Source organism: Mucilaginibacter sp. NFX135 (genome assembly GCF_048565145.1).
Taxonomy (GTDB): Bacteria; Bacteroidota; Bacteroidia; order Sphingobacteriales; family Sphingobacteriaceae; genus Mucilaginibacter.
Map to the genome: position 1 here is coordinate 5,034,458 of NZ_CP183412.1, position 20,749 is coordinate 5,055,206.

At 44.5% G+C, this 20,749-nt stretch carries 20 protein-coding genes; 9 read left to right on the plus strand and 11 right to left on the minus strand.

What is annotated here, in order from left to right:
• Window positions 1-149: 149 nt before the first annotated feature.
• Window positions 150-719, plus strand: a complete 570-nt coding sequence (locus ACNURT_RS21030) for a MarC family protein (RefSeq protein WP_076377851.1) — start codon at window positions 150-152, stop codon at window positions 717-719.
• Window positions 720-994: 275 nt separating this feature from the next.
• Here the strand turns inward: ACNURT_RS21030 and ACNURT_RS21035 are convergent, their stop codons facing one another.
• From ACNURT_RS21035 to ACNURT_RS21075, 9 genes are all read right to left on the minus strand, one after another.
• A complete protein-coding gene (locus ACNURT_RS21035) occupies window positions 995-1,477 on the minus strand; it encodes an SRPBCC family protein (protein WP_419699403.1) in 483 nt (160 codons plus the stop codon).
• Between the two features lie 12 nt (window positions 1,478-1,489).
• Window positions 1,490-1,795, minus strand: a complete 306-nt coding sequence (locus ACNURT_RS21040) for an ArsR/SmtB family transcription factor (protein ID WP_419699404.1) — start codon at window positions 1,793-1,795, stop codon at window positions 1,490-1,492.
• A 73-nt stretch (window positions 1,796-1,868) separates the two neighbouring features.
• Window positions 1,869-2,240 carry a DUF4180 domain-containing protein gene (locus tag ACNURT_RS21045; RefSeq protein WP_419699405.1) on the minus strand — a complete coding sequence of 124 codons (372 nt, stop codon included), beginning with the start codon at window positions 2,238-2,240 and terminating at the stop codon, window positions 1,869-1,871.
• A 251-nt stretch (window positions 2,241-2,491) separates the two neighbouring features.
• Complete coding sequence (locus ACNURT_RS21050; protein WP_419699406.1) at window positions 2,492-3,658, minus strand: RsmB/NOP family class I SAM-dependent RNA methyltransferase; 1,167 nt, start codon at window positions 3,656-3,658, stop codon at window positions 2,492-2,494.
• A complete protein-coding gene (locus ACNURT_RS21055; protein WP_419699407.1) occupies window positions 3,655-4,896 on the minus strand; it encodes a hypothetical protein in 1,242 nt (413 codons plus the stop codon). The genes ACNURT_RS21050 and ACNURT_RS21055 overlap by 4 nt, the downstream gene beginning before the upstream one ends.
• A complete protein-coding gene (guaA, locus tag ACNURT_RS21060) occupies window positions 4,853-6,382 on the minus strand; it encodes a glutamine-hydrolyzing GMP synthase (protein ID WP_419699408.1) in 1,530 nt (509 codons plus the stop codon). The genes ACNURT_RS21055 and guaA overlap by 44 nt, the downstream gene beginning before the upstream one ends.
• Window positions 6,383-6,852: 470 nt before the next feature.
• On the minus strand, window positions 6,853-7,557 hold the full coding sequence (locus ACNURT_RS21065) for an SDR family NAD(P)-dependent oxidoreductase (RefSeq protein ID WP_419699409.1): 705 nt from the start codon (window positions 7,555-7,557) through the stop codon (window positions 6,853-6,855).
• A 198-nt stretch (window positions 7,558-7,755) separates the two neighbouring features.
• Window positions 7,756-9,534 carry an aromatic amino acid hydroxylase gene (locus tag ACNURT_RS21070; RefSeq protein ID WP_419699410.1) on the minus strand — a complete coding sequence of 593 codons (1,779 nt, stop codon included), beginning with the start codon at window positions 9,532-9,534 and terminating at the stop codon, window positions 7,756-7,758.
• Between the two features lie 71 nt (window positions 9,535-9,605).
• On the minus strand, window positions 9,606-10,556 hold the full coding sequence (locus tag ACNURT_RS21075; RefSeq protein ID WP_370995958.1) for a lysylphosphatidylglycerol synthase transmembrane domain-containing protein: 951 nt from the start codon (window positions 10,554-10,556) through the stop codon (window positions 9,606-9,608).
• Window positions 10,557-10,778: 222 nt separating this feature from the next.
• Between ACNURT_RS21075 and ACNURT_RS21080 the strand changes: the two genes are divergently transcribed.
• From ACNURT_RS21080 to ACNURT_RS21115, 8 genes are all read left to right on the plus strand, one after another.
• Window positions 10,779-11,648 carry a carbon-nitrogen hydrolase gene (locus ACNURT_RS21080; protein ID WP_419699411.1) on the plus strand — a complete coding sequence of 290 codons (870 nt, stop codon included), beginning with the start codon at window positions 10,779-10,781 and terminating at the stop codon, window positions 11,646-11,648.
• A gap of 120 nt (window positions 11,649-11,768) precedes the next feature.
• Window positions 11,769-12,827, plus strand: coding sequence for an agmatine deiminase family protein (locus tag ACNURT_RS21085; RefSeq protein ID WP_419699412.1), 1,059 nt, complete (start codon window positions 11,769-11,771; stop codon window positions 12,825-12,827).
• A gap of 361 nt (window positions 12,828-13,188) precedes the next feature.
• A complete protein-coding gene (locus ACNURT_RS21090) occupies window positions 13,189-13,590 on the plus strand; it encodes a LiaF transmembrane domain-containing protein (protein ID WP_419699413.1) in 402 nt (133 codons plus the stop codon).
• 543 nt (window positions 13,591-14,133) lie between these two features.
• Window positions 14,134-14,982 carry a LiaF transmembrane domain-containing protein gene (locus ACNURT_RS21095; protein ID WP_419699414.1) on the plus strand — a complete coding sequence of 283 codons (849 nt, stop codon included), beginning with the start codon at window positions 14,134-14,136 and terminating at the stop codon, window positions 14,980-14,982.
• A 127-nt stretch (window positions 14,983-15,109) separates the two neighbouring features.
• Window positions 15,110-15,445, plus strand: a complete 336-nt coding sequence (locus tag ACNURT_RS21100; RefSeq protein ID WP_370996123.1) for a DUF4288 domain-containing protein — start codon at window positions 15,110-15,112, stop codon at window positions 15,443-15,445.
• A gap of 160 nt (window positions 15,446-15,605) precedes the next feature.
• The gene (locus ACNURT_RS21105; protein ID WP_370996124.1) at window positions 15,606-16,640 is read left to right on the plus strand and encodes a sensor histidine kinase; all 1,035 of its coding nucleotides are present in this window, start codon (window positions 15,606-15,608) and stop codon (window positions 16,638-16,640) included.
• Window positions 16,637-17,383 (plus strand): LytR/AlgR family response regulator transcription factor, encoded by a 747-nt coding sequence (locus tag ACNURT_RS21110; RefSeq protein WP_370996125.1) that lies wholly within the window; start codon window positions 16,637-16,639, stop codon window positions 17,381-17,383. Before ACNURT_RS21105 ends, ACNURT_RS21110 begins: the two co-directional genes overlap by 4 nt.
• Before the next feature lie 426 nt (window positions 17,384-17,809).
• Window positions 17,810-18,511: a L,D-transpeptidase family protein gene (locus ACNURT_RS21115; RefSeq protein ID WP_419699415.1), complete on the plus strand. Its 702-nt coding sequence runs from the start codon at window positions 17,810-17,812 to the stop codon at window positions 18,509-18,511.
• Window positions 18,512-18,602: 91 nt separating this feature from the next.
• On the opposite strand, the gene ACNURT_RS21120 is transcribed toward ACNURT_RS21115, so the two are convergent.
• Window positions 18,603-19,493: a flavin reductase family protein gene (locus ACNURT_RS21120; protein ID WP_419699416.1), complete on the minus strand. Its 891-nt coding sequence runs from the start codon at window positions 19,491-19,493 to the stop codon at window positions 18,603-18,605.
• A gap of 12 nt (window positions 19,494-19,505) precedes the next feature.
• Window positions 19,506-20,501 (minus strand): fumarylacetoacetate hydrolase family protein, encoded by a 996-nt coding sequence (locus ACNURT_RS21125; RefSeq protein WP_419699417.1) that lies wholly within the window; start codon window positions 20,499-20,501, stop codon window positions 19,506-19,508.
• Between the last annotated feature and the right edge of the window lie 248 nt (window positions 20,502-20,749).

The window sequence follows — 20,749 nt, forward strand, 5'->3', positions numbered from 1 at the left end:
TTGTAAATATTATAAGCAAAAGGTCCTGAGTTAACTCAGGACCTTTTTTTGTGCAGCGATTTGTCGTATAAATTTCGGCACATCGTATTTTCTTTTTATCTTTCTTTATATTTTAATTGCATTTTTGCACCAGCATAAACCCTACAGCCATGCATCCATTAGTTTTCAGGGAAGTACTATCCGTAACCATGATCCTTTTTGCCATTATCGATATTTTGGGTGCTATACCCGTAATTATCCAGGTAAGACAGCGCGTAGGGCATATCGAATCGGAAAAAGCCAGCATCGCGGTGCTGATCCTGATGGTGGTGTTTCTGTTTGTGGGCGATGAATTACTGGCCGTTATCGGCTTGGATGTAGCCTCTTTCGCCATAGCCGGTTCGCTGGTGATATTTATCATCGCGATGGAGATGGTGCTTGGTGTTGATTTTTTTAAAGAGGAAGTCCCCCTGTCGGCTTCCATAGTGCCCCTGGCTTTTCCACTGATCGCCGGAGCCGGTACCATGACCACCCTGCTCTCACTCAAATCACAATATCAAACCCAGAATATTCTGGTGGGCATAGTGCTCAATACCATTGTGGTTTACTTCGTGCTCAAAAATGTAAAGTGGATCGAAAAGCTTTTAGGACCAGTCGGCCTGAGCATCCTCCGAAAATCATTCGGCATTATTTTGCTGGCTATCGCTATTAAGCTGTTCAGGAGTAATACGCATTTGTAACCCCCCAACCCCCTGAAGGGGATAGGCGATGAAAGGCAATTGTCAAACCAACAAGGTTAACTCAAATTGCAGAATCAACTTATCGACTATAATTTTCTCCTAAATAGAATAAAACACGTCATTGCGAGCGTAGCGTGGCAATCCCCTACTTACAGAGCGAACCTGCCTATTGGGGATTGCCACGCTACGCTCGCAATGACGCTATTTTTTACTCTCGTTGCGGCGGAGGCTACTCTTAATGACAGCCTCCTTTTTCTTTAATATAATAGTTACGCTTACAATATCTCGTCCAGGTTGCCCAGGGCCATAGTGAAACCTTCTTCGAAGCCCATTGCAACAATTTTTTCCAGGTCGGCTTCGTTATCAAACGTGAGCTCGGCTACTACCTTGGTAGCTGCTCCAACCGAGTGGAAGGTAACCAGCCAGTGCATCGGCGGGAAATCAGGGTTTACAACACCATTTTCGTCGCAAAACAAGGCCGTGGAGGTAAAGCTTTGCTGCGGTACTATAGTTTTAAAATTAACCCGGCACCAGGCTGTCTCGCCATTTGGGCCCACCATAGAGTATAGCCAGAAACCACCTTCACTAAAATCGTATGATTTAGATACGGCTTTCCAGGGCTTTGGCGCCCACCATTGTTCCAACAGACTAACATCTGTCCATGCTTTCCATACTTTTTCCAAGGGGGCGGCAAATTCCCGTGTAACATTAATTTTTTTGTTAGCCAGATCTTTGGTGATCTCTGTTTTTGTACTCATATTGAATTTGTTTTATAGGTTTTCTAATAAATTATCTAACTGATCAAAACGGCCTTCCCATAACTTGCGAAAACGATCGAGCCATAAATCTATTTCTTTCATTTTGTTTGGATTAAAATGGTAATAAATTTCTCTGCCAGTTTGCTGTTGTTTCACCACTTCGCATTCTACCAGGATCTGGATATGTTTGGATACGGCCTGCCGGGTACTATCAAAATGTTCGGCAATAGCGTTTGGTGTCATTGCTTGCATAGCCAGTAACCCTAAAATTGCCCGCCTCGTAGGGTCTGCAATAGCTTGAAAAATGTCTCGTCTCATATTATTTGCAACCAATTGATTGCAAATATAAACGCAACCGATTAATTGCGCAAATTTATTTTCATTTTTTTCCTTAAACCTTGATTCCCTTTGACAAGGCATCAAGGGCCTCATCTTTAGTGGCTACAAAACTGATCCTGCCAGCTTTATTACTTTCGTAAATAAAATCCCGAAGGCTTTGGCTGCTGTACTTTGAAAAATCGCCAACAATGGCCAGTTTAACGTTGTAGTTGGAGAATTTTTGGAGAATGTCCCCCGCAAGTGTCGTTTTGAGGTCGAAGAAGCTGTCGGTGATATTTTCCTGGTACATCACAATCCTCCGGGCATCCTGGTAGGCGCAATTGGCCAATATATCCAACGCGTCCTGCCCGTTGTTAATTTCGATGATATCGGATATGATCTCGGCTATATAATAATCGTTTACGCAGATGAGGTTGATGTCCATTGTATATTTGTTTGCTTATACAGACAAACAAATACCCGGATTTGTTACAAATAAAAAGGTTGTCATTTCGATAGAGCCGGGCAGGCTATAGCGTTGTGCGAAAGAGAAATCTTCTGCTGTGTATAAGTCCCAATTGCATCGCGAAAAAGATTTTTCGCCACGCTCAAGAGATAGTTCCTCCTCGTTCGTTCGAAATGACATTGCTTTTTCAAAAATCATTTGCACATCTGCATATTTGCACATTTGCACATCTACAAAGGCGGGCTCAATCTCGCAACAAACATGGTATCGGCCCGGCGTTCGTACCCTTTGAGTATCTTGCTTTCTTCCAGTTTCAGGCCAAGCTCTTTCACCAGAAAATCAACCACATCCTCGTTCTCGCCTTTAAAGGCCGAGCAGGTAATGTAAATAAGGGGCTTACCGGGTTTCAGGTATTTCACCACATTCTGGGCGATGCTTTTTTGCAGTTTCTGGAAAAATTCGATCTTATGTGCATCAAACTGGGCTATCATTTCGGGTGTACGGCCCCAGGTGCCCGAGCCGCTGCACGGAGCATCCAGAATAATACCGTCAAATGCATAATCATGCAAAGTCTGGTCGACATTGGTAGTAAGATCAAGCGCCTTTTTCTGGTATTTGGTTAAACCAGCCAGGTGAAAACGCTCATCCAGGTTGGCCAGTACCGATTCACGGATATCTGATACCACCAGCTTGATGTTAGGCTCATCTTCATGCAGCAGCAACGATTTACCGCCAGATGCCGCGCAGGCATCCCACCAGTTGTCCCAGCGTTGCGGCCTGAAAAAATCGCCAGTTTGCTGCGACGAATAGTCCTGCACCTCAAACCAGTGCTGTTTGGAAAATATGGTTTCGAGCCGGGTGCCGTTTGGTAACGAAAGGCAGCCATTCCCTTCGTCCTTAAATACGATCTGTGCTTTGGTCAGTTCTCCCTTAACCAGATGATCGTAACCATTGCGCACCCGGATAAAAAGATCGGGCTGTGTAAAGAATGATCTTAAAAAAGCGTTACGATCAATACCCGGAGATAATTGTGAAACCCATGGAAACACATCCTCCAGGTCAAAATCAGGATGCGCCGTTTTTACCAGCGCCAGTTTGTCGTCGATATTAAAACCGATACAAGCGGCCCAATCAGGTTTAAAATTTTGTAAAAAAGAATTGATCTGCGTGTTGCATAAAAACTCGGCTACAAATAAACGCTCATCGGCAGGTAAATTATGGAGAGCCCTGCCTATCCGGAAATAATTGTACATCAACCGGTTGGCAATACGCCTGTCGGTTGATCCCATTTGTTTATTTTGCCGGTAGAAGCCGGGTAAAAACTTACTTAGAGGCGTATCGGCAGGGTATTCACCCAAAATTCGCTGAAACGTTTTAAGCTGGTTTATAGCCTTCATTCTACCTGTTTTAACTCAAAGTTACTATACATTAATATATTTACATGCGTGTTGACCCAACCTAAACCGGGCTTTTTCACAAAATGGAAACCATTGTGTATGCCTGTAAAATCGGTTTTGTCAATCGCCGCCATATCTTTGTTACCCTCCAAAAGTTGCCGGCCAAAATACAAGCCTTCATCAAAACCCTTGATGGCATATTCGGTGGGTTCAACGTGATACACTTTACGGTAGTTGCGCAAAAAAGCAATCGTAGCCTCCTGCTTATAATTTACCTTATCGCTGGAGGTAATATGCGTTTTAAGCCGCTGCAATATATCTGCCTTTAAAAAATTAAACTTCTCCCAACTGGGGTGGCCAAACAGTATCACGGGATAGTTTTTGTTTAAAGTATCTAATGATCGCAGTGTAACACCCAAAAAGGCCTGATCAGTAGCCGGTATCACAAACACATTACGTTCTGTTTTTGACAGCTGTGGCAGCAAACCGCTCAATTTACCCCGTGTAATAATAACGCTTACAATTTTAACCTTTTTATTGCTTAAACTGTCGGTTGCTTTTTTAAAGTTTACCACATAATCGTTCTCCTGGCTAAAGCCCGAACGCAGGATAAAAATCTTTTTAGGTTTTAGTTTGTCGTTGATGTATTGCGCCGCACCTATAGCATGATATTCCAGCGGGGGAATAGCGGTAATGAGGTTGTTGCTTTTGATAGTAGCAGGCGATGCAGGCGACAATGGCGACAGAATAACCATACGCGTGCCCATAGTCGCGATAAACAGCCTCAGCCAATCGGGATATACCGGACCAACCACCAGGTCGCTCGTTCTTACCTGTGGGTTATACGCAAGGCTATGCGCTGCGGAAGCATCATCTTTTGAATCAAAAAGCTGCAGTTTGAAATTAGCGCCCTGGGCTGCCAGGGAATCTAAAGCCAGTTTAAAGCCCTGGTAGTATTCAATACTCATGTTGGCTTGTGTCAGGCCAATGCCGCTGTAATTACGCGGCCGCACATGATCAAGACCCATAGGCAATATCATGGATATGACAGAAGCTTTTGCCGTTGGCTTTACCGGGGGCTTTTCTACAGCCTTGGGTTCGGGTTTTTCAACTTTTTTTACGGGCGTTGATACAGGCCGCACTTTGGGTGAGCATGCACCCAGTATCAGCGCCGCGCTAAAAAACAATAACCATTTATTCCCACTCAATGGTAGCAGGTGGTTTCGAACTGATATCATATACTACCCGGTTAATTCCTTTTACGTTATTGATGATCTCGTTGGAGATCTTGGCCAGCAGGTCATAAGGTAAATGGCACCAATCGGCTGTCATCCCATCCAATGATTCTACCGCACGCAGGCATATCACGTTCTCATAAGTACGCTCATCGCCCATTACCCCTACCGATTGTACCGGCAAAAATATAGCGCCGGCCTGCCAAACCTTATCGTAAACACCATAAGACCGCAAATTGTTGATATAAATCGCATCGGCCTCCTGCAATATAGCTACTTTTTCTGGTGTAACATCACCCAAGATCCTGATAGCCAGACCCGGACCCGGGAAAGGGTGCCTGCCTAAAATATTCGGATCGATGTTTAAAGCCTTGCCTACACGTCTTACTTCGTCTTTAAATAAGGTATTCAGAGGCTCAACCACCTTCAGTTTCATAAAATCGGGCAAACCGCCAACGTTATGGTGCGATTTGATGGTAGCCGACGGGCCTTTTACCGAAACCGACTCGATAACATCGGGATAGATAGTTCCTTGTCCTAACCATTTTACATCCTGAACCTCGTGCGCGGCATCGTCAAATACTTCGATAAATACACGACCGATGGCTTTTCGTTTCAATTCAGGATCTTTCAACCCCGCCAAAGCATCGTAGAAACGTTGCTTGGCATCAATACCTTTTATATTTAAGCCCATGTGCTTATAGGAGTCAAGCACCTGTTCGTACTCGTCCTTGCGCAGCAGGCCGTTATCAACAAATATGCAATGCAGGTTTTTGCCGATGGCATGGTGCAGTAAAACCGCAGCCACAGATGAATCGACACCACCTGAAAGACCTAATACCACTTTATCATCGCCCAATTTTTCGCGCATGGCAGCAATGGTGGTTTCCACGAAGGAATCTGGTGTCCAATCCTGTTTGCAACCGCAAATGTCGACCAAAAAATTCTCCAGCAATTGCCTGCCGTCAATACTGTGCGTTACCTCGGGGTGAAACTGGATGCCGTAAGTTTGGGTACCGGTTACCTGGTAAGCCGCAACCTTTACGCTATCGGTACTGGCAATGATCTCAAAGTTATCGCCGATGCTGGCAATGGTATCACCATGCGACATCCACACCTGTGAGTTCTCCGGAATATTTTTAAACAGCGGATTTTCCTTGTTGATATAATCCAGATTGGCACGGCCATATTCGCGGGTGCTCGAAGCCAATACTTCGCCGCCGTGAAAATGGGCCACATACTGTGCACCATAACAAACCCCCAAAATAGGACGGGTAGTATGGAATTGCGCGAAATCAAAATGAGGCGCATCTTCCTGCCTTACAGAATAAGGGCTACCAGAAAGGATGATTCCTTTTACAGTGCTGTCAATTTCGGGATAATGATTGAAGGGGTGGATCTCACAGTAAATATTGAGCTCCCTGACGCGGCGCGCGATGAGTTGGGTGAATTGCGAGCCAAAGTCAAGAATGAGGATTTTTTCTTGCATGGGCAAAGATAAAAATTTGATGTGAGATGTGAGATATGAGATTTGAGATTTTGGGGTTTCTAATTAATGATTTAGTGAGTTATTGAATTTTATTAAATAACCCTTTTTTCCTTTCTCCCCCGTCAGCAGAACAGCTTCGGGTGAAAGCTGGGAGAATATGTTGGACTGTGTGGTTGAAGGGGCATTAGCGAATTTTGCCTGAAGCGGAGGGTAATGAGCGAACGAAGTAGCGGCAAATTTAGCAGCCCGTGGTTCTGCCCGCTTTGCAGGGTAAAGGCTCCTAAGCGCAAAGAAGCATTTCTGGTGACAAGCCTTTTGGTTACTTTGTGGCTACAAAGTAACTGGCCCTCCCGCAGCCAAGAGCGGGTATGCGCCATACACATCTACGCTCTGTATAGTAGGGATTGCCACGCTACGCTCGCAATGACGTGTCGTGTGCTTTTCGTACCTCGCAATGACGGGGAGAATATTTATGGAGTAGTCACAGCAACAGGCAAGACTTTGCCGTTAAAAAACTTATGCCCCGTAAGCGCGAAATCAGCTACATATTTACCCATTTCAAAAGCCATTACCGGCGATTGATAACCGGGAAAAGCTTTCTCCAGCATTTCTGTTTGCGCCGAACCTAAGGCCAGACAATTTACTTTGATGTCCTGCTCTATCAACTCCTGGGCCAGGCATTCGGTAAGCGTGTGCAGGGCAGCCTTACTGGCCGAGTACGCAGTTAATCCCGGAAACTTGGCGCTTCCCTGGAAACCACCCATGCTACCCACATTCAGTATGTGTGAGCCGGCGGGCATCAGCGGTAACAGCGCCTGTATCATGCGTACATGACCAATAAAGTTGCTTTGCAGCATTTCTACAAAATCGGTTTCAAGCAATTGCGTAAATGGCTTATTGATGAGCATACCGGCGTTGTTGATCAGTACATCAACCCGGTTATCTAAATTGGAGGCTATAAATTGCTGCAAGCCTTCATAATCATCATGTACGATATCAAAATTAAGAGCAAACAATTGGCAATCAGGATTAAGACCATGGGCAATTTCCAGCAGGCGCTCCAGTTTGTCCTGCGAGCGGGCCAATGCAATTACCTTATTGTTACCCGAAAGTATCAATTCAATTACTGCTTCAAATCCAACACCGCTGCTGGCGCCTGTTATAATAATATTCATAAGCCCCCTAACCCCCTAAAGGGGGAATTTTAGAATTAAAGTTTATTTTCCAGACGTCATTGCGAGGAACGAAGCAATCTCTATGCTACACAGGCAGATCTTTTAGATAAGTTTGCACTTAACGCTTCGCTCTGTATAGCATAGAGATTGCTTCGTTCCTCGCAATGACGCGTTTTATTATCGCATTTATCGTGACGCCTAAAATACCAATTTTTGTTCAACGGGGTGATCAATCAGATAAAAACCATCGCTGATGAGTTTTTTTAGTTCGGGCTGATCATTGGCTTTACGTTCCAGAAACCGTCTGATCTCGGTTCTCAGTGCCGGTTCAACATCTTCATGTTCCAGCAATTCCAGAATTTCGAGGGCACAAAGCCAATCGTCGTGATGGTTTTTTTGCAGTTTGAACCATACATTACCTAAAAATCCAAAGTCGCCGCCATTTTGCCGGCGGTTGCGTACCTGCTGGTAAAGTTTATGGAGTTCCCGGGTGCGCAGATCATATTCTGCATGATGGGTAGCAGTTTGCGATTTGTAAACGATTTCTTCAAAAGCCGCTTTATCGGCTGCACCGCAAAATACCGAAACTATCTTTTCGCCCACAGCCATATCGTACACGCCCCATGATGGGTCAAACAATACATGCCCTTTTTTATCGGTAACCGTGCAGTCGGTAAAAGTGATCAACTGTGTTTTGCCGAGGAACGCTAATATAGTTTTTACTGTTCCTTTAACTTTTATGCCGCTTTCAAATTCAAGTTCTGCCGTTTTACCCTTGGTAATACCTATGTTATCAAGCCCTTCTTCAGTCAGGTCCTCCAGCGGTGTATGGATATTTTTCAGTTTCCCTACCGGCGAGCTGAAACCATCCTTATGATAATTTTTACCGTGCCCCGGAAGCTGCTTATCGTTCACTGCTAAAGCTGTTGGGCCGGTAGTTTTAATAAAGTAAGGGTTATCATTTGTATCAACCTTAAATTCGGTAATAGTGCCTGATACTTGTAAACCCGAACTGTAAACCGCGGTACAGGTGTTTTTGCTTTCAAAAGCTTTGGTCAGGCCATACGCTCCACCCTTTCTGAATGACATGGTATTGGCAAATTTTTCCAATACATCTATCAGGTTCTGGAAGGTTGGAGTTACAAACAGCTGCGGCTGTGGTTTGGTTATATCATAACTATAATTCAGGGCATCAATGGTATACCATAGTTTTTCAACCTCGGGTTTCATACAGCTGGAGCTTTCGCCGATGGACGATAGCAGGCCCGCGCCATAGATCTTTGGGTTCTCCAGCGTACCGATCAGGCCGTACTCTACCGTCCACCAGTGCAGGCGGCTCAGCAGGGCCATTTCAGAGGGCTCTCCCATATTTTCCTGGCGATAGGCTACCTGCTCTTCGGCTTGCCTGATCTCTGCATCATCCGCATCGGGCATTTCCTTTAATATAGATAGTGCGCGAATAGCTTCATACAGCTCAAAATCCTGCGCCGAAAACATAGCCTTGACCCCTATCGAACCAAAATAACTCAGGTATTCATGATAATCCTTATCAGCAATAATAGGCGCGTGCCCGGCCGACTCATGGATAATGTCCGGAGCAGGTGTATACTCAATATGGCGCAATTGACGTATATCCGCTGCGATAACCAATACCCTGTAAGCCTGGTACTCCATAAAAGCAGCAGGAGGTATAAAGCCATCCACTGTAACGGCGCCCCAGCCTATTTTGGCCAGTGCATCGTTCATTTCCTGCAAATCGGGGATGCGTTCAATGGTAAGCCCCGCCTTGGTTAGGCCGGGTATGTATGGGTAGTAGGCAACATCTTTCAGATAGCTGTAATTCTGGCGCATTACATAGCGCCAAACGGCATGGTCAATAGGTGTATAATGTTCGTAGTGCTGGTCGACTATAAATTGTTTTAAATGACCGGGCAAGGCCGCAACCTGCGGATTGTTAAAATCATTAAAATGGCTCATTTACGTTGTAGTGGTTTATTATAGGAAACGCAAATTTAGAAAATTAGGTGTACTCACACACTTTATTTTCGCTACTCACCACCGGGATCCATAGCTGTTTCTGCCACCTCTTCGTCATATTTTTTCAGGCCTTTATCTAACCGGCTCGGACGGATCACATAATACAATCCAAACAGGGCCACCAAAAGAGAGATCAAATAAAATGACGAGGGAAGAAAAACCGAGAGCCCTTTATCCATCGGGAAATAATCGGATAGTTTGGTAAATATAGCCTCACGCGCACCCGCCCCGCCAGCGGTAATGGGTATAATAGATGCGAGCGCGGAGATCAGGAACGACAACAGGTATGGCGAAAACTTCCCGGTAAAATCCTGTCCGAACATGACACAGATAATAGCCAGCAGCTGAAAACCCTGCAATACCAGGGCCTTTAGATGCGCCTCGAAAAAGTACTTGGTGTACTCCCTGAAAAACATGTAGGCAACAAAATAATAAACCGCCGAGCCACCCAGGAATATACTTACCGGGAGCGCTTTATGGATATCGATCTGCGGGATCATAAATATCAGGGCCACGGTGATCAGGCCGATGGCCCACAGCCCGCTAAGCCTATCGAACATAATGGCCCAGAACAATTTTTTACCGGGAACTTTATGTGCTTTGTTCAAAATGAAGATCTTGTAACCATCACCGCCGATACCGCCTGGCAGCAATACGTTGTAAAACAAGCCCAGGAAATAAAGACGCAGATTATATTTAGGGTTCAGTTTTAAGCCTATCGACCGGAAGAAGCTTAATAGGCGCCATGACGACACCACCATCGAACAGAAATAACAAACGACCGCAGCGCCCATCCACCAGTAATTGGCGTGCAGCAAACGGTATTTTACCAGTTGGATAGGTACCTTGCTAAAAACCCAGATGAGCAGCGCTGTGGTAACAGCTATTTTTAATACAGTTTTAGTAACATTCCACAGTTGCTGTTTAAATGTTTTTGGCGCTGGTATTTCGTCTTCTGTCATTGGCTGCAAAGCTAATTATTTTATTACAGTATCAAGTAGTGAGTGGTGATTTGTGAGTAGTGAATGGGGAGTATTAAGACATTTACTACTGTATAGTAAACTTGGCAACCACTCACTACTCATAAATCACCACTCCCTATTTTACATTTAAGTCACAATACTTAATACTGGATACTCGATACTTTAAACAGCAATTGTTATTTTTGCGCAAATTTTAGGAGTATGAGTAAAGTAAAAGTTGGCCTGGTACAGATGAGCTGCACTGCTGATAAACAGCAGAACCTGCAAAAGGCTATTGTTAAAGTAAGGGAAGCCGCTGTAAAAGGCGCGCAAATAGTTTGTTTACAGGAACTTTTCACCTCGCTTTATTTTTGCGATGTGGAGGATTACGACAACTTTAAACTTGCCGAAAGCATCCCTGGACCATCAACCGACGAACTGCAAAAAGTAGCCGCCGAGCTAAATGTGGTGATCATTGCTTCGCTGTTTGAGAAACGCGCGCAGGGTGTTTATCACAATACTACCGCTGTGCTGGATGCCGATGGCAGCTACTTAGGCAAGTACCGTAAAATGCACATCCCTGACGATCCGGGTTTTTACGAAAAATTTTACTTTACCCCCGGCGATCTGGGTTACAAAGTATTCAAAACTAAATATGGCAAACTGGGTGTGCTCATTTGCTGGGACCAATGGTACCCCGAAGCTGCCCGCATTACCGCTTTAATGGGTGCCGATATCCTATTTTACCCAACCGCTATTGGCTGGGCCACAACCCAGGATGAGGCTACCAATGTGGAGCAATACAATGCCTGGCAAACCATACAACGCTCGCACGCGGTTGCCAATGGTATACATGTGGTAAGCGTAAACCGTGTGGGCGAAGAAGCCGGCGTAAAATTCTGGGGCGGCTCATTCTTTGCCAATCCGTTTGGCGCCATCATCCACCAAACCTCGCACGATCAGGAAGAAGTAGTGGTGCAGGAGCTTGATCTGGATAAATCTGATTATTACAGAAGCCACTGGCCGTTCCTGCGTGATCGTAGAATTGACAGCTATCAGCCTATCACTAAACGTTTATTAGACGAGGATTAACCCTCCGCGCGTCATTGCGAGGCACGAAGCAATCCCCGATTTGCAGAGCCGCTCTGTATAGCATAGAGATTGCTTCGTACCTCGCAATGACGTGTGATATATATTTTGCTTTTAACCAATATGAGCCAAAACATCTCCACCATACAAACACCTGCCTCGCAGGGATTTCATTTTCCTGCCGAATGGGACAGGCACTCTGCCACCTGGTTAAGCTGGCCGCATAAGGAAGCTTCGTGGCCGGGTAAGCTGGATACTATTTATCCTTCGTACATCGAGTTTATCAAAATATTAACCCGCAATGAGCTGGTGCGCATCAACGTGGTTGACGAGGTAATGAAAGCCGCTGTGATCTTTCAATTGCAGCATGCCGGTGTCGACATGAATCGGGTGGAGCTTTTTGCTTTTGGCACTAACGATGCCTGGTGCCGCGACCATGGACCAGCATTTGTTATCAATCCCGAAACCAAACAAAAAGCCATTATCGACTGGGGTTACAATGCCTGGGGTGGTAAATATCCGCCATTTGACCTGGACGATGTGATACCGACCAAGATCGGTCAGCATTTTGATTTGCCGGTATTTAATCCTGGTATTGTGATGGAAGGCGGCTCGGTTGATTTTAACGGTAAAGGCACTATCCTCACTACTACCGCCTGCCTTCTCAACAAAAACCGTAACCCCCTGCTCAGTCAGGATCAGATAGAAACCTATCTGCGCAATTATTACGGTGCCGAGCAGATACTATGGCTGGGCGATGGCATTGTTGGCGACGATACCGACGGTCATATTGATGATATTACCCGCTTTGTGAACGAGGACACCGTAGTTACCGTGGTTGAGGAAGATAAGAACGACGAGAACTATCACCTGCTGCAGGAAAACCTCGAAACCTTAAAAACCATGCGCCTGCTTAACGGCAAACAGCTTAACATTGTAGAGCTGCCTATGCCCGAGGCTGTGATATACGAGGATACTCGCCTGCCTGCATCATACGCTAATTTTTATATTGCCAACTCAGCGGTTATCGTACCTACGTACAGATCGATAAATGATGATAAGGCCTGCGATATTTTACAACAGTGCTTCCCTGATCACGAAGTGATCGGTATCGATTCAACCGATATTATCTGGGGCCTGGGCAGTTTCCACTGCCTGAGCCAGCAGGAACCGGAGGTTTAAGGCCTTCTCCTGCCAGAATCCCTAACCATGTCATTGCGAGCGCAGCGTGGCAATCTCCTCGCGTTCTTATCGGTAAGAACAGTTACGAGATTGCTTCGTCGTTCCTCCTCCAATGACATGTTTGTTTATTTCCTGTATCTATATCCCACTGTTTTGTCATCCCAATAACACAGTCTTTTTTCCTTATTCTTGATTCTTATATCTTGCTTCTCCTTTCTTGACTCTTGCCTCTCTACCCCCATCTTCATTCACCGGATAAACCCATACTTTTACCGATTTCTCACAGGCTGTCCACCTATATCTCCTTGCCCCGCTTTGTATACCGCTGTACCTTTAAGGTATAATATTAATACTTAAAGCGATGAACAACAATATAGAAACTACCATTACCCCCAATAATAGCAAAACTGCTGCAGGGGTAATTTTACTGATCATTGGTGGTATACTATTGATCAGAGAATTTGACCTTTTCCTTTTCCCCGACTGGCTGTTTAGCTGGCCGATGTGGGTAGTGGCCTGGGGCGTATATATGGGTGCCAAATACAATTTCCGCAAAGCATCCTGGATCCTAATCACCATGCTGGGTGTGGCTTTCCTGCTCGATGAGAACATAACCGATGCCGACCGCATTGTTTGGCCGATAGCCATTATGGGTTTTGGCGCCTGGGTAGCGTTTAAGCCCCGTAAACACAAAGAGGAATTTTATTTTGAAAAGCCTAAGGATACTTTTCATTTCGATAAAACAACCGAACCGGAAGTCTAATTTTTCATAGTTAATAGTTTTGTTTCAATTCAGGAGGGAGTACCGGTTTGCGGGCTCCCTTTTGTTGTGGATGTTTTTTAGTATCAAGTAGCTAGTATCAAGTATCACGACACCTTTACTTGTACCTGTTTGTAATCACCGGTTTAAGAAAGATTGTTTTTGGGGCTAAAGCCAGTAAATACTGCTATTATCCGCCCCATAAATGGGACGGCAATGAATAAAAAACAATTGGTTTTATCTTTCGTTTCCGTTGGTTAAAACCAACGGAAACGAAGTATCAATTATTGGCTTTAGCCTAACCTTTCATTCAGCCTTTATTTTATTTCTTCCCGATACCGGTGATTATAAACGAGCGCAAATTCCCCCTTCAAAGTCTTGATACTTGATACTAGCTACTTGATACCATACCGAATAACAATGTCCTCAAACTTTTTCACCGACAAAACCTACCCCTCTACCGATTTCTTTAAATATATCGCCAGTTTTTGTTTGGCACATGTATAATGTTACCTTAGTTTTGGATATGATTTAATTTGCACACAAATGAACAACGATATAGAACATACAACCAACCCCAATAAAGGAAAAGCGATGGCTGGGGTTATACTACTTGCCGTAGGAGGAGTGCTGCTCCTAAGGCAATTTGCCGAGTTTTTAATTCCCGATTGGATATTTAGCTGGCCCATGGGGCTCATAGCGATAGGTCTTTATTTTGGCGCTAAACATAATTTCAGGAAAGCCTCCTGGAGCATCATGATCATTTTAGGAATCATCTTTTTATTAAACGATAATATTAACGATGCCAGTCGTGTGGTATGGCCCATAGCCATTATTGCATTTGGTATATGGCTTATTTTAAGACGCGGCAGACATAATGAGTGGGAACGGAACATCAAGGATGGCAAGTGGGTTAAGCAAGAAGGTAAATGGAGTAAACAAGCAGCCAATTTTGATTTTGGTAAAAACGACCCGGAAACCGATTACGCGATAAAAGATGGCGATGATGTACCACCCAAGGATCCTAATACACCTCCATTTGGCTACCATAACGGTGACGACTACCTGGATGCTGTTTCTATTTTTGGCGGGGTTAACAAAACCATACTATCCAAAAACTTTAAAGGCGGCGAAATAGTGAACATTTTTGGCGGTGCCGAGCTTGACTTTACCCAGGCCGACATTAGCGGCAGGGTTTATATTGATATTACCCAGGTATTTGGCGGTACTAAGATCATTGTACCATCCAACTGGCAGGTGGTGTCAGATCTGGCCGCAGTTTTTGCCGGGGTTGATGATAAACGCATCCGCAGCACCGCGTCGCCTAATAACGATAAGATACTTGTACTTAAAGGAACCTCCATTTTTGCCGGGGTTGATATACGCAGCTATTAACACTTTAGTATCAAGTATCACGACTTTATCATCAAAGTTTTAATTCGATCTTGATACTAACTACTTGATACCATTTAAAATAATAATCAATAATTCAATAACTCAATAATTCAATAATTGTTTTCGAATGAACTGGTACGTAGCAAAATTAGTTTTCAGGGTGATCAGCGGTGATGGTGATCACCAGGCACAGTTTGATGAGCAGTTACGCCTTATCAATGCCGATAATGAATTGAGCGCCTTTGAAAAAGCAAATAAAATTGGGCATGCCAATCAGGATAGCTTTAAAAACATCGAAAAACAAACCGTTAAATGGCAGTTTATTGATGTGGCCGAATTAAACCAGATAGGTGAACTTACCGATGGCGCCGAACTGTACTATAACATACATGAAACACCCGATGCCGACCTGTACATTGCCTGGGCGCATCACAAATCGGCATTATTGGGAGTGAGAAACTAACTTAGGTGGTATCAAGTAATTAGTATCAAGTATCACGACAGAACCGGAGCTTTGATACTAAAAACCTGATACTAAACGTAAAACACGACTTTGTTGTCAAAGTTTTAATTCGGTCTTGATACTTGATACTAACTACTTGATACTAAAAAATAAATAAGTTTTGGCACTACCTTCTATATCAGCTTCAAAATTATACGGCGCATTTATCGTTTGCGGTCTGGTTTGGGGCGGCCTTCAAACTTATATTGTGCATACTTTTGGTTTTTCGTGGTTCACAGCCTCAACAGATGGATTCCTGAGCGCCATACTGCTTTCTGGCGCCTGCTGGCTCATCAACAACAATTTACGTTACTATCAACCCGGTAAGGGCAGTTATATTAATCTGTTTATCTGGTGTGTGGCGCTGGCCGGTATTTGTACCCTGGGCTGCCGTTACCTGCTGCCCCTCATTAACACCGATAAGGTGTTTGTTAATTTTGTACAGCAATCCTTAACCATTCGCTTTTTTACCAATTTCCTGGCTATTGGCTGGATGGCCATGATCAGCTTACTCTGGTATTCGCAGCTCGACCAGAAAGAAACCATGAAACGCAAAACCGAGGCCGAACAACTGGCCCGCGATGCCGAATTGTATAATCTGCGCCAGCAATTGCAGCCCCACTTTTTGTTCAACAGTTTAAACTCCATTAACGCGCTTATTGGTTTTAAACCCGATGAGGCCCGCCGGATGATACACCAACTGTCTGACTTTTTACGAGGTACGCTCAAAAAAGACGATCAGCAGCAGGTACCGCTGAGCGAAGAATTGGCGCACCTGAACCTGTACCTGGATATTGAAAAAGTACGTTTTGGCCATCGCCTGCAAACCGAAATAAGCTGCGACGATAAATGCGGCACCGCCGTAATGCCCTCCATGTTGTTACAACCCCTGGTAGAGAATGCCATAAAATTTGGATTATATGATACCACAGGCGAAGTAACCGTGAGCATCCGTGGCGAAATTGAAGATAATTACCTGGTGCTGATGGTGCAAAACCCATACGACCCGCAAACCTCGCGCCCGCAAAAAGGTACCGGTTTTGGCTTGCGTGGAGTACAGCGCCGGCTTTATTTACTTTTTGCCCGTAACGATTTGATGGAAACTCATGGAAATGATAATATATTTACAACCATTATAAAAATACCACAGTTATGAGGCGAGCCTTAATTATTGACGATGAACCTTTAGCACGAATGGTTGTAAAGGAATATCTGCAAAATTTTAGTGAAATTGAATTGCTCCAGGAGTGCGGCGATGGCTTTGAAGGATTAAAAGCCATACAGCAGTACCAGCCCGATCTGATCTTTCTGGATGTGCAGATGCCTAAAATAAATGGCTTTGAAATGCTGGAGCTGGTGGAGCAGCAACCGGCCGTGATATTCACTACCGCTTTTGACGAGTATGCCATAAAAGCTTTTGAGGCACACGCGGTAGATTACCTGTTGAAACCCTTTAATAAAGACCGTTTTAACAAGGCCGTCGAAAAATTCCTGGCCACGGCGCCCGAAAAACAAGTGCCCAAGCAAACCGAAGAGCTACTGGAAACCGCTGCTTCACAGTCGCCTGCACAAAATGAGCGTATTGTGGTAAAAACAGGCACCAAGGTAAAGATAATCCCGGTGGCCGATGTGGAATACCTGCAAGCCGATGACGATTATGTAAGCGTGTTTACCAAAGAGGGATCGTACCTGAAAAACAAAACGATGAACTTTTTTGAAAAAACGCTGGATGCCCGCCAGTTTGTGCGCGTACACCGCTCCTACATCATCGCCATACAACAAATCACCCGTATCGATCCATACGAAAAAGACGCCCACTTGGCAATACTCAAATCGGGCGCCAAAATACCCGTAAGCAAAACCGGCTACGTAAAGTTGAAACAAGTGCTGGGTATATAAAACAGGATTGAAGGATTTTATAGGATTGACAAGATTTTTGTAGACGCATTACATGCGTCTTTTTTTGTGGCACAAATTCCAATTCCCTCCCCATGGAGTAAAACTCACACGCGTCAATTGTGAGGTACGACGAAGCAATCGCGAAGAACGCAAGAAGACCCGGTATAGCATGCGATCAATACTTTTTAAAGTTTTAAAAACACATCAAAATCACGTTAAAATTTGTTAAAAAGTGTTAAAATGAGATTTTTTCGAATGGTTTTCGATCCGTTTAATGCCGTTTCCGGACCGAAAAGTGTTAAAATTTAAGGTTTAAAAAGTTTTCAGCGGCAGGAAATTTTATATCCGGGCAACATTATTTCCCGAACAGCTCCATGTAACTATAAATATAGTTATATTTACTTTTGTCAAAACCGATTAAACCCGATGCCTAAATTATTACAATTGCTGTTGTTATCCTTCCTGGTAATAACAAGCCCCAAAACAGAGCTCCCCGACAGCAAACGCGCCAGTGATGTGCGCACCATAGTGTGCCCCCGGTTGCAAAAGGAGTTGAAAAACAAAGGCTTCAAGGCGGGTTCTGCAATTTACCTGCGCATATTCAAATACCAGGACGCGCTGGAAGTATGGCTAAAAACAGGCACGAAATATTCCTTGTTCAAAACCTATGATATCTGCTATTATTCGGGTGGGGTAGGCACCAAAACCCGTTCGGGCGATGGCAAGAGTCCCGAAGGGTTTTATACCATTGAACCAAAGCAACTTAACCCGGTGAGCAACTATCACCTGGCCATCAATATAGGCTATCCCAATAAGTTGGAACAACTAAAAGGCTATACCGGCAACGCGGTGATGATCCATGGGCATTGCGCCTCCATCGGCTGCTATGCCATGACCGACCCGCGGATTGAGGAAATTTATACGCTGATTTACAGGGCTTTTGAAGGAGGCCAGCAAAAGATCAACCTGGATATATACCCTTTCCGGATGAATAAAAACTATATGGATATTTTCGCTCAGCAGCCCTATATGCCATTCTGGAAAACCCTGAAACCCGGTTACGATCTGTTTGAAAAAAATCACATCCCTGCTGATTATCATATAAAGGGGAAGGATTATGCGTTTTGAGGATGGAATCAAGAAATAAGAGTCAAGAATTAAGAGAAACTTCAAAGTTTTGTTCTTGTCTTGATTCTTGATTCTAATATCTTGACTCTTTTTACTCCATGAGCAGCACCATTAGGGCTTCTTCTACCCTATCCTCATCCAGGAGTTGTTTGGCTTTCAGGTGTAGTTGCAGTTCGCGGGTCTGGTTATCGCCTATAGTGGCATCTAACAGTTCTTTTATAGCGGGATCCTGCTTATATAACTCAATAGCGTCATCAGGAGGCAGAGCTTCCAGATTACCTAATTGCCCCAGGTTGTTACCTGTAAGCACCCTGGAGTTGCGTATAGCATGCGGCAGGCTATCAACGCCTATGCCTATTTTGGCATTGGGCTTGGCTACCTTAAACAGGTTGTCCTGGGTTATGCGGCAATACCAGTCGCCACCAAGGCGGGCTACCAGGTCCATTTTGGCCTGGTCAATTTTACCCTCGCTGTCTAAAACATGGTCTTTGATGTGGATGATCTTGATCTCGGCCAGTACCAGGTTACCTGCGCCAGGGGTATCACCAAGGGAAATCACCTGGTTCACCACACATTCTAACTGTACGGGCGCTTCAGCAACGCGGGGTGGTTTAACTACTTCAGATGTTACAGGGGTTAAACCCGATTTGATAAATTCATTTACTCCCTTAGGATACATCACACTTGAGAGGGAAACCTGCTGTACCATATCATAATCAACAATATTGATCACACATTCCGGTATCTCTAAAATATTTTGCAGCGTATGTTTGGTGATATTATCCCGCACACTGCGCGATGGGGAAAACACGCAAACCGGCGGATTGGTGCTGAATACGTTAAAAAAACTGAAAGGGCTCAGGTTAACGTTACCATCCTTATCTACCGTGCTGGCCAGGCAAATCGGACGCGGCGCTATGGCGTGGTTGAGATAGTTTTGCAGTTGAAAAATAGAAAGCTCGCTTACTTTTAGTGATAGCATCGGTATTTAAACTTATTTCTTCAATGCCAATATCGAAAAATTGCTGTCGGCCTTTTTAATGATATTGCCTAACATGCCCAGGCCAGTGATCTCCATTTCTACCAGATCGCCGGCTTGCAGCCATTGGGGTTTATAATTGGCATCATTGAGCAGACCGGTTCCGTTCAGTTCCAGAAAACAGCCTGTACCCACTGTACCTGAACCTATTACATCGCCGGGTAACACATCGCAGCCATAGGCGCAACGTTCAATGATCTCGGCAAAGGTCCAGTCCATATCAGCCATATTACCGGCCGATACTTGTTTGCCGTTCACTGCGCAGGTCATTTGCAGGTTGTAATTATTGCCGGTATGTCCGGGTTTAGGTGCAGTTTTGTAGGGCTCCAATTCATCAGGGGTTACCAACCAGGGGCCGATCACAGTTGAAAAATCTTTGCCTTTGGCCGGACCAAGATTGAGCAGCATCTCTTCCATTTGCAGGGTGCGGGCGCTCATATCATTCATGATCATGTATCCGGCAATAAAGCTATCCGCATCGGCAGCTTTAATGTTACGGCCCTTTTTGTTAAGTACAACAGCTACTTCCAGCTCAAAATCGAGCTTGTTAAAATGGTCGGACATGCACTCAATTTCGCCGGGGCCCTGTATGGCGTTATGGTTAGTGAAATAAAATATGGGATATTGGTCAAATTCGGGTATCATATCCACCTTGCGGTTGCGGCGGGCGGCGGCTACATGCTGCCTGAAGGCATAACCATCGCGGCATGATGTTGGATGAGGCACAGGAGCTATCAGCTCAAAAAACAATTCCTCCTTAGCCTCCATTTTTCCCGAACTGATGGCCTCATGAACGCGGCGGGCATGATCCATCAGCTCATCGCCTCCCCACAAAAACTCATTCATATTGTCGGGGATCAGCTTATCGCAGGAGTTCAGGTTATAAATATGCTTGTTTACAAAAATCCCTAAATGCTCACGGTCTTCGGTTTTATAGGATACTAATTTCATAAATGGCGGAATTGGTTGAGCCAAAACTAAACAATTTTAGTTGATTGGGTGAGTGATTTATAAGTGATTCTGTTAGATAATGGTTTTTTTTAACTCGTTCAACCACCACCTAATCAACTTAATCAACCATTCACTAAAACTATGCTTGCATATTAAAAATATTACTTCTAATTTCGTACTGACCATGTTAAGCGTACAAAAACATTTTCTGTTTTCACTGGGCCTCACCAGCATGAGCGATGCATCAT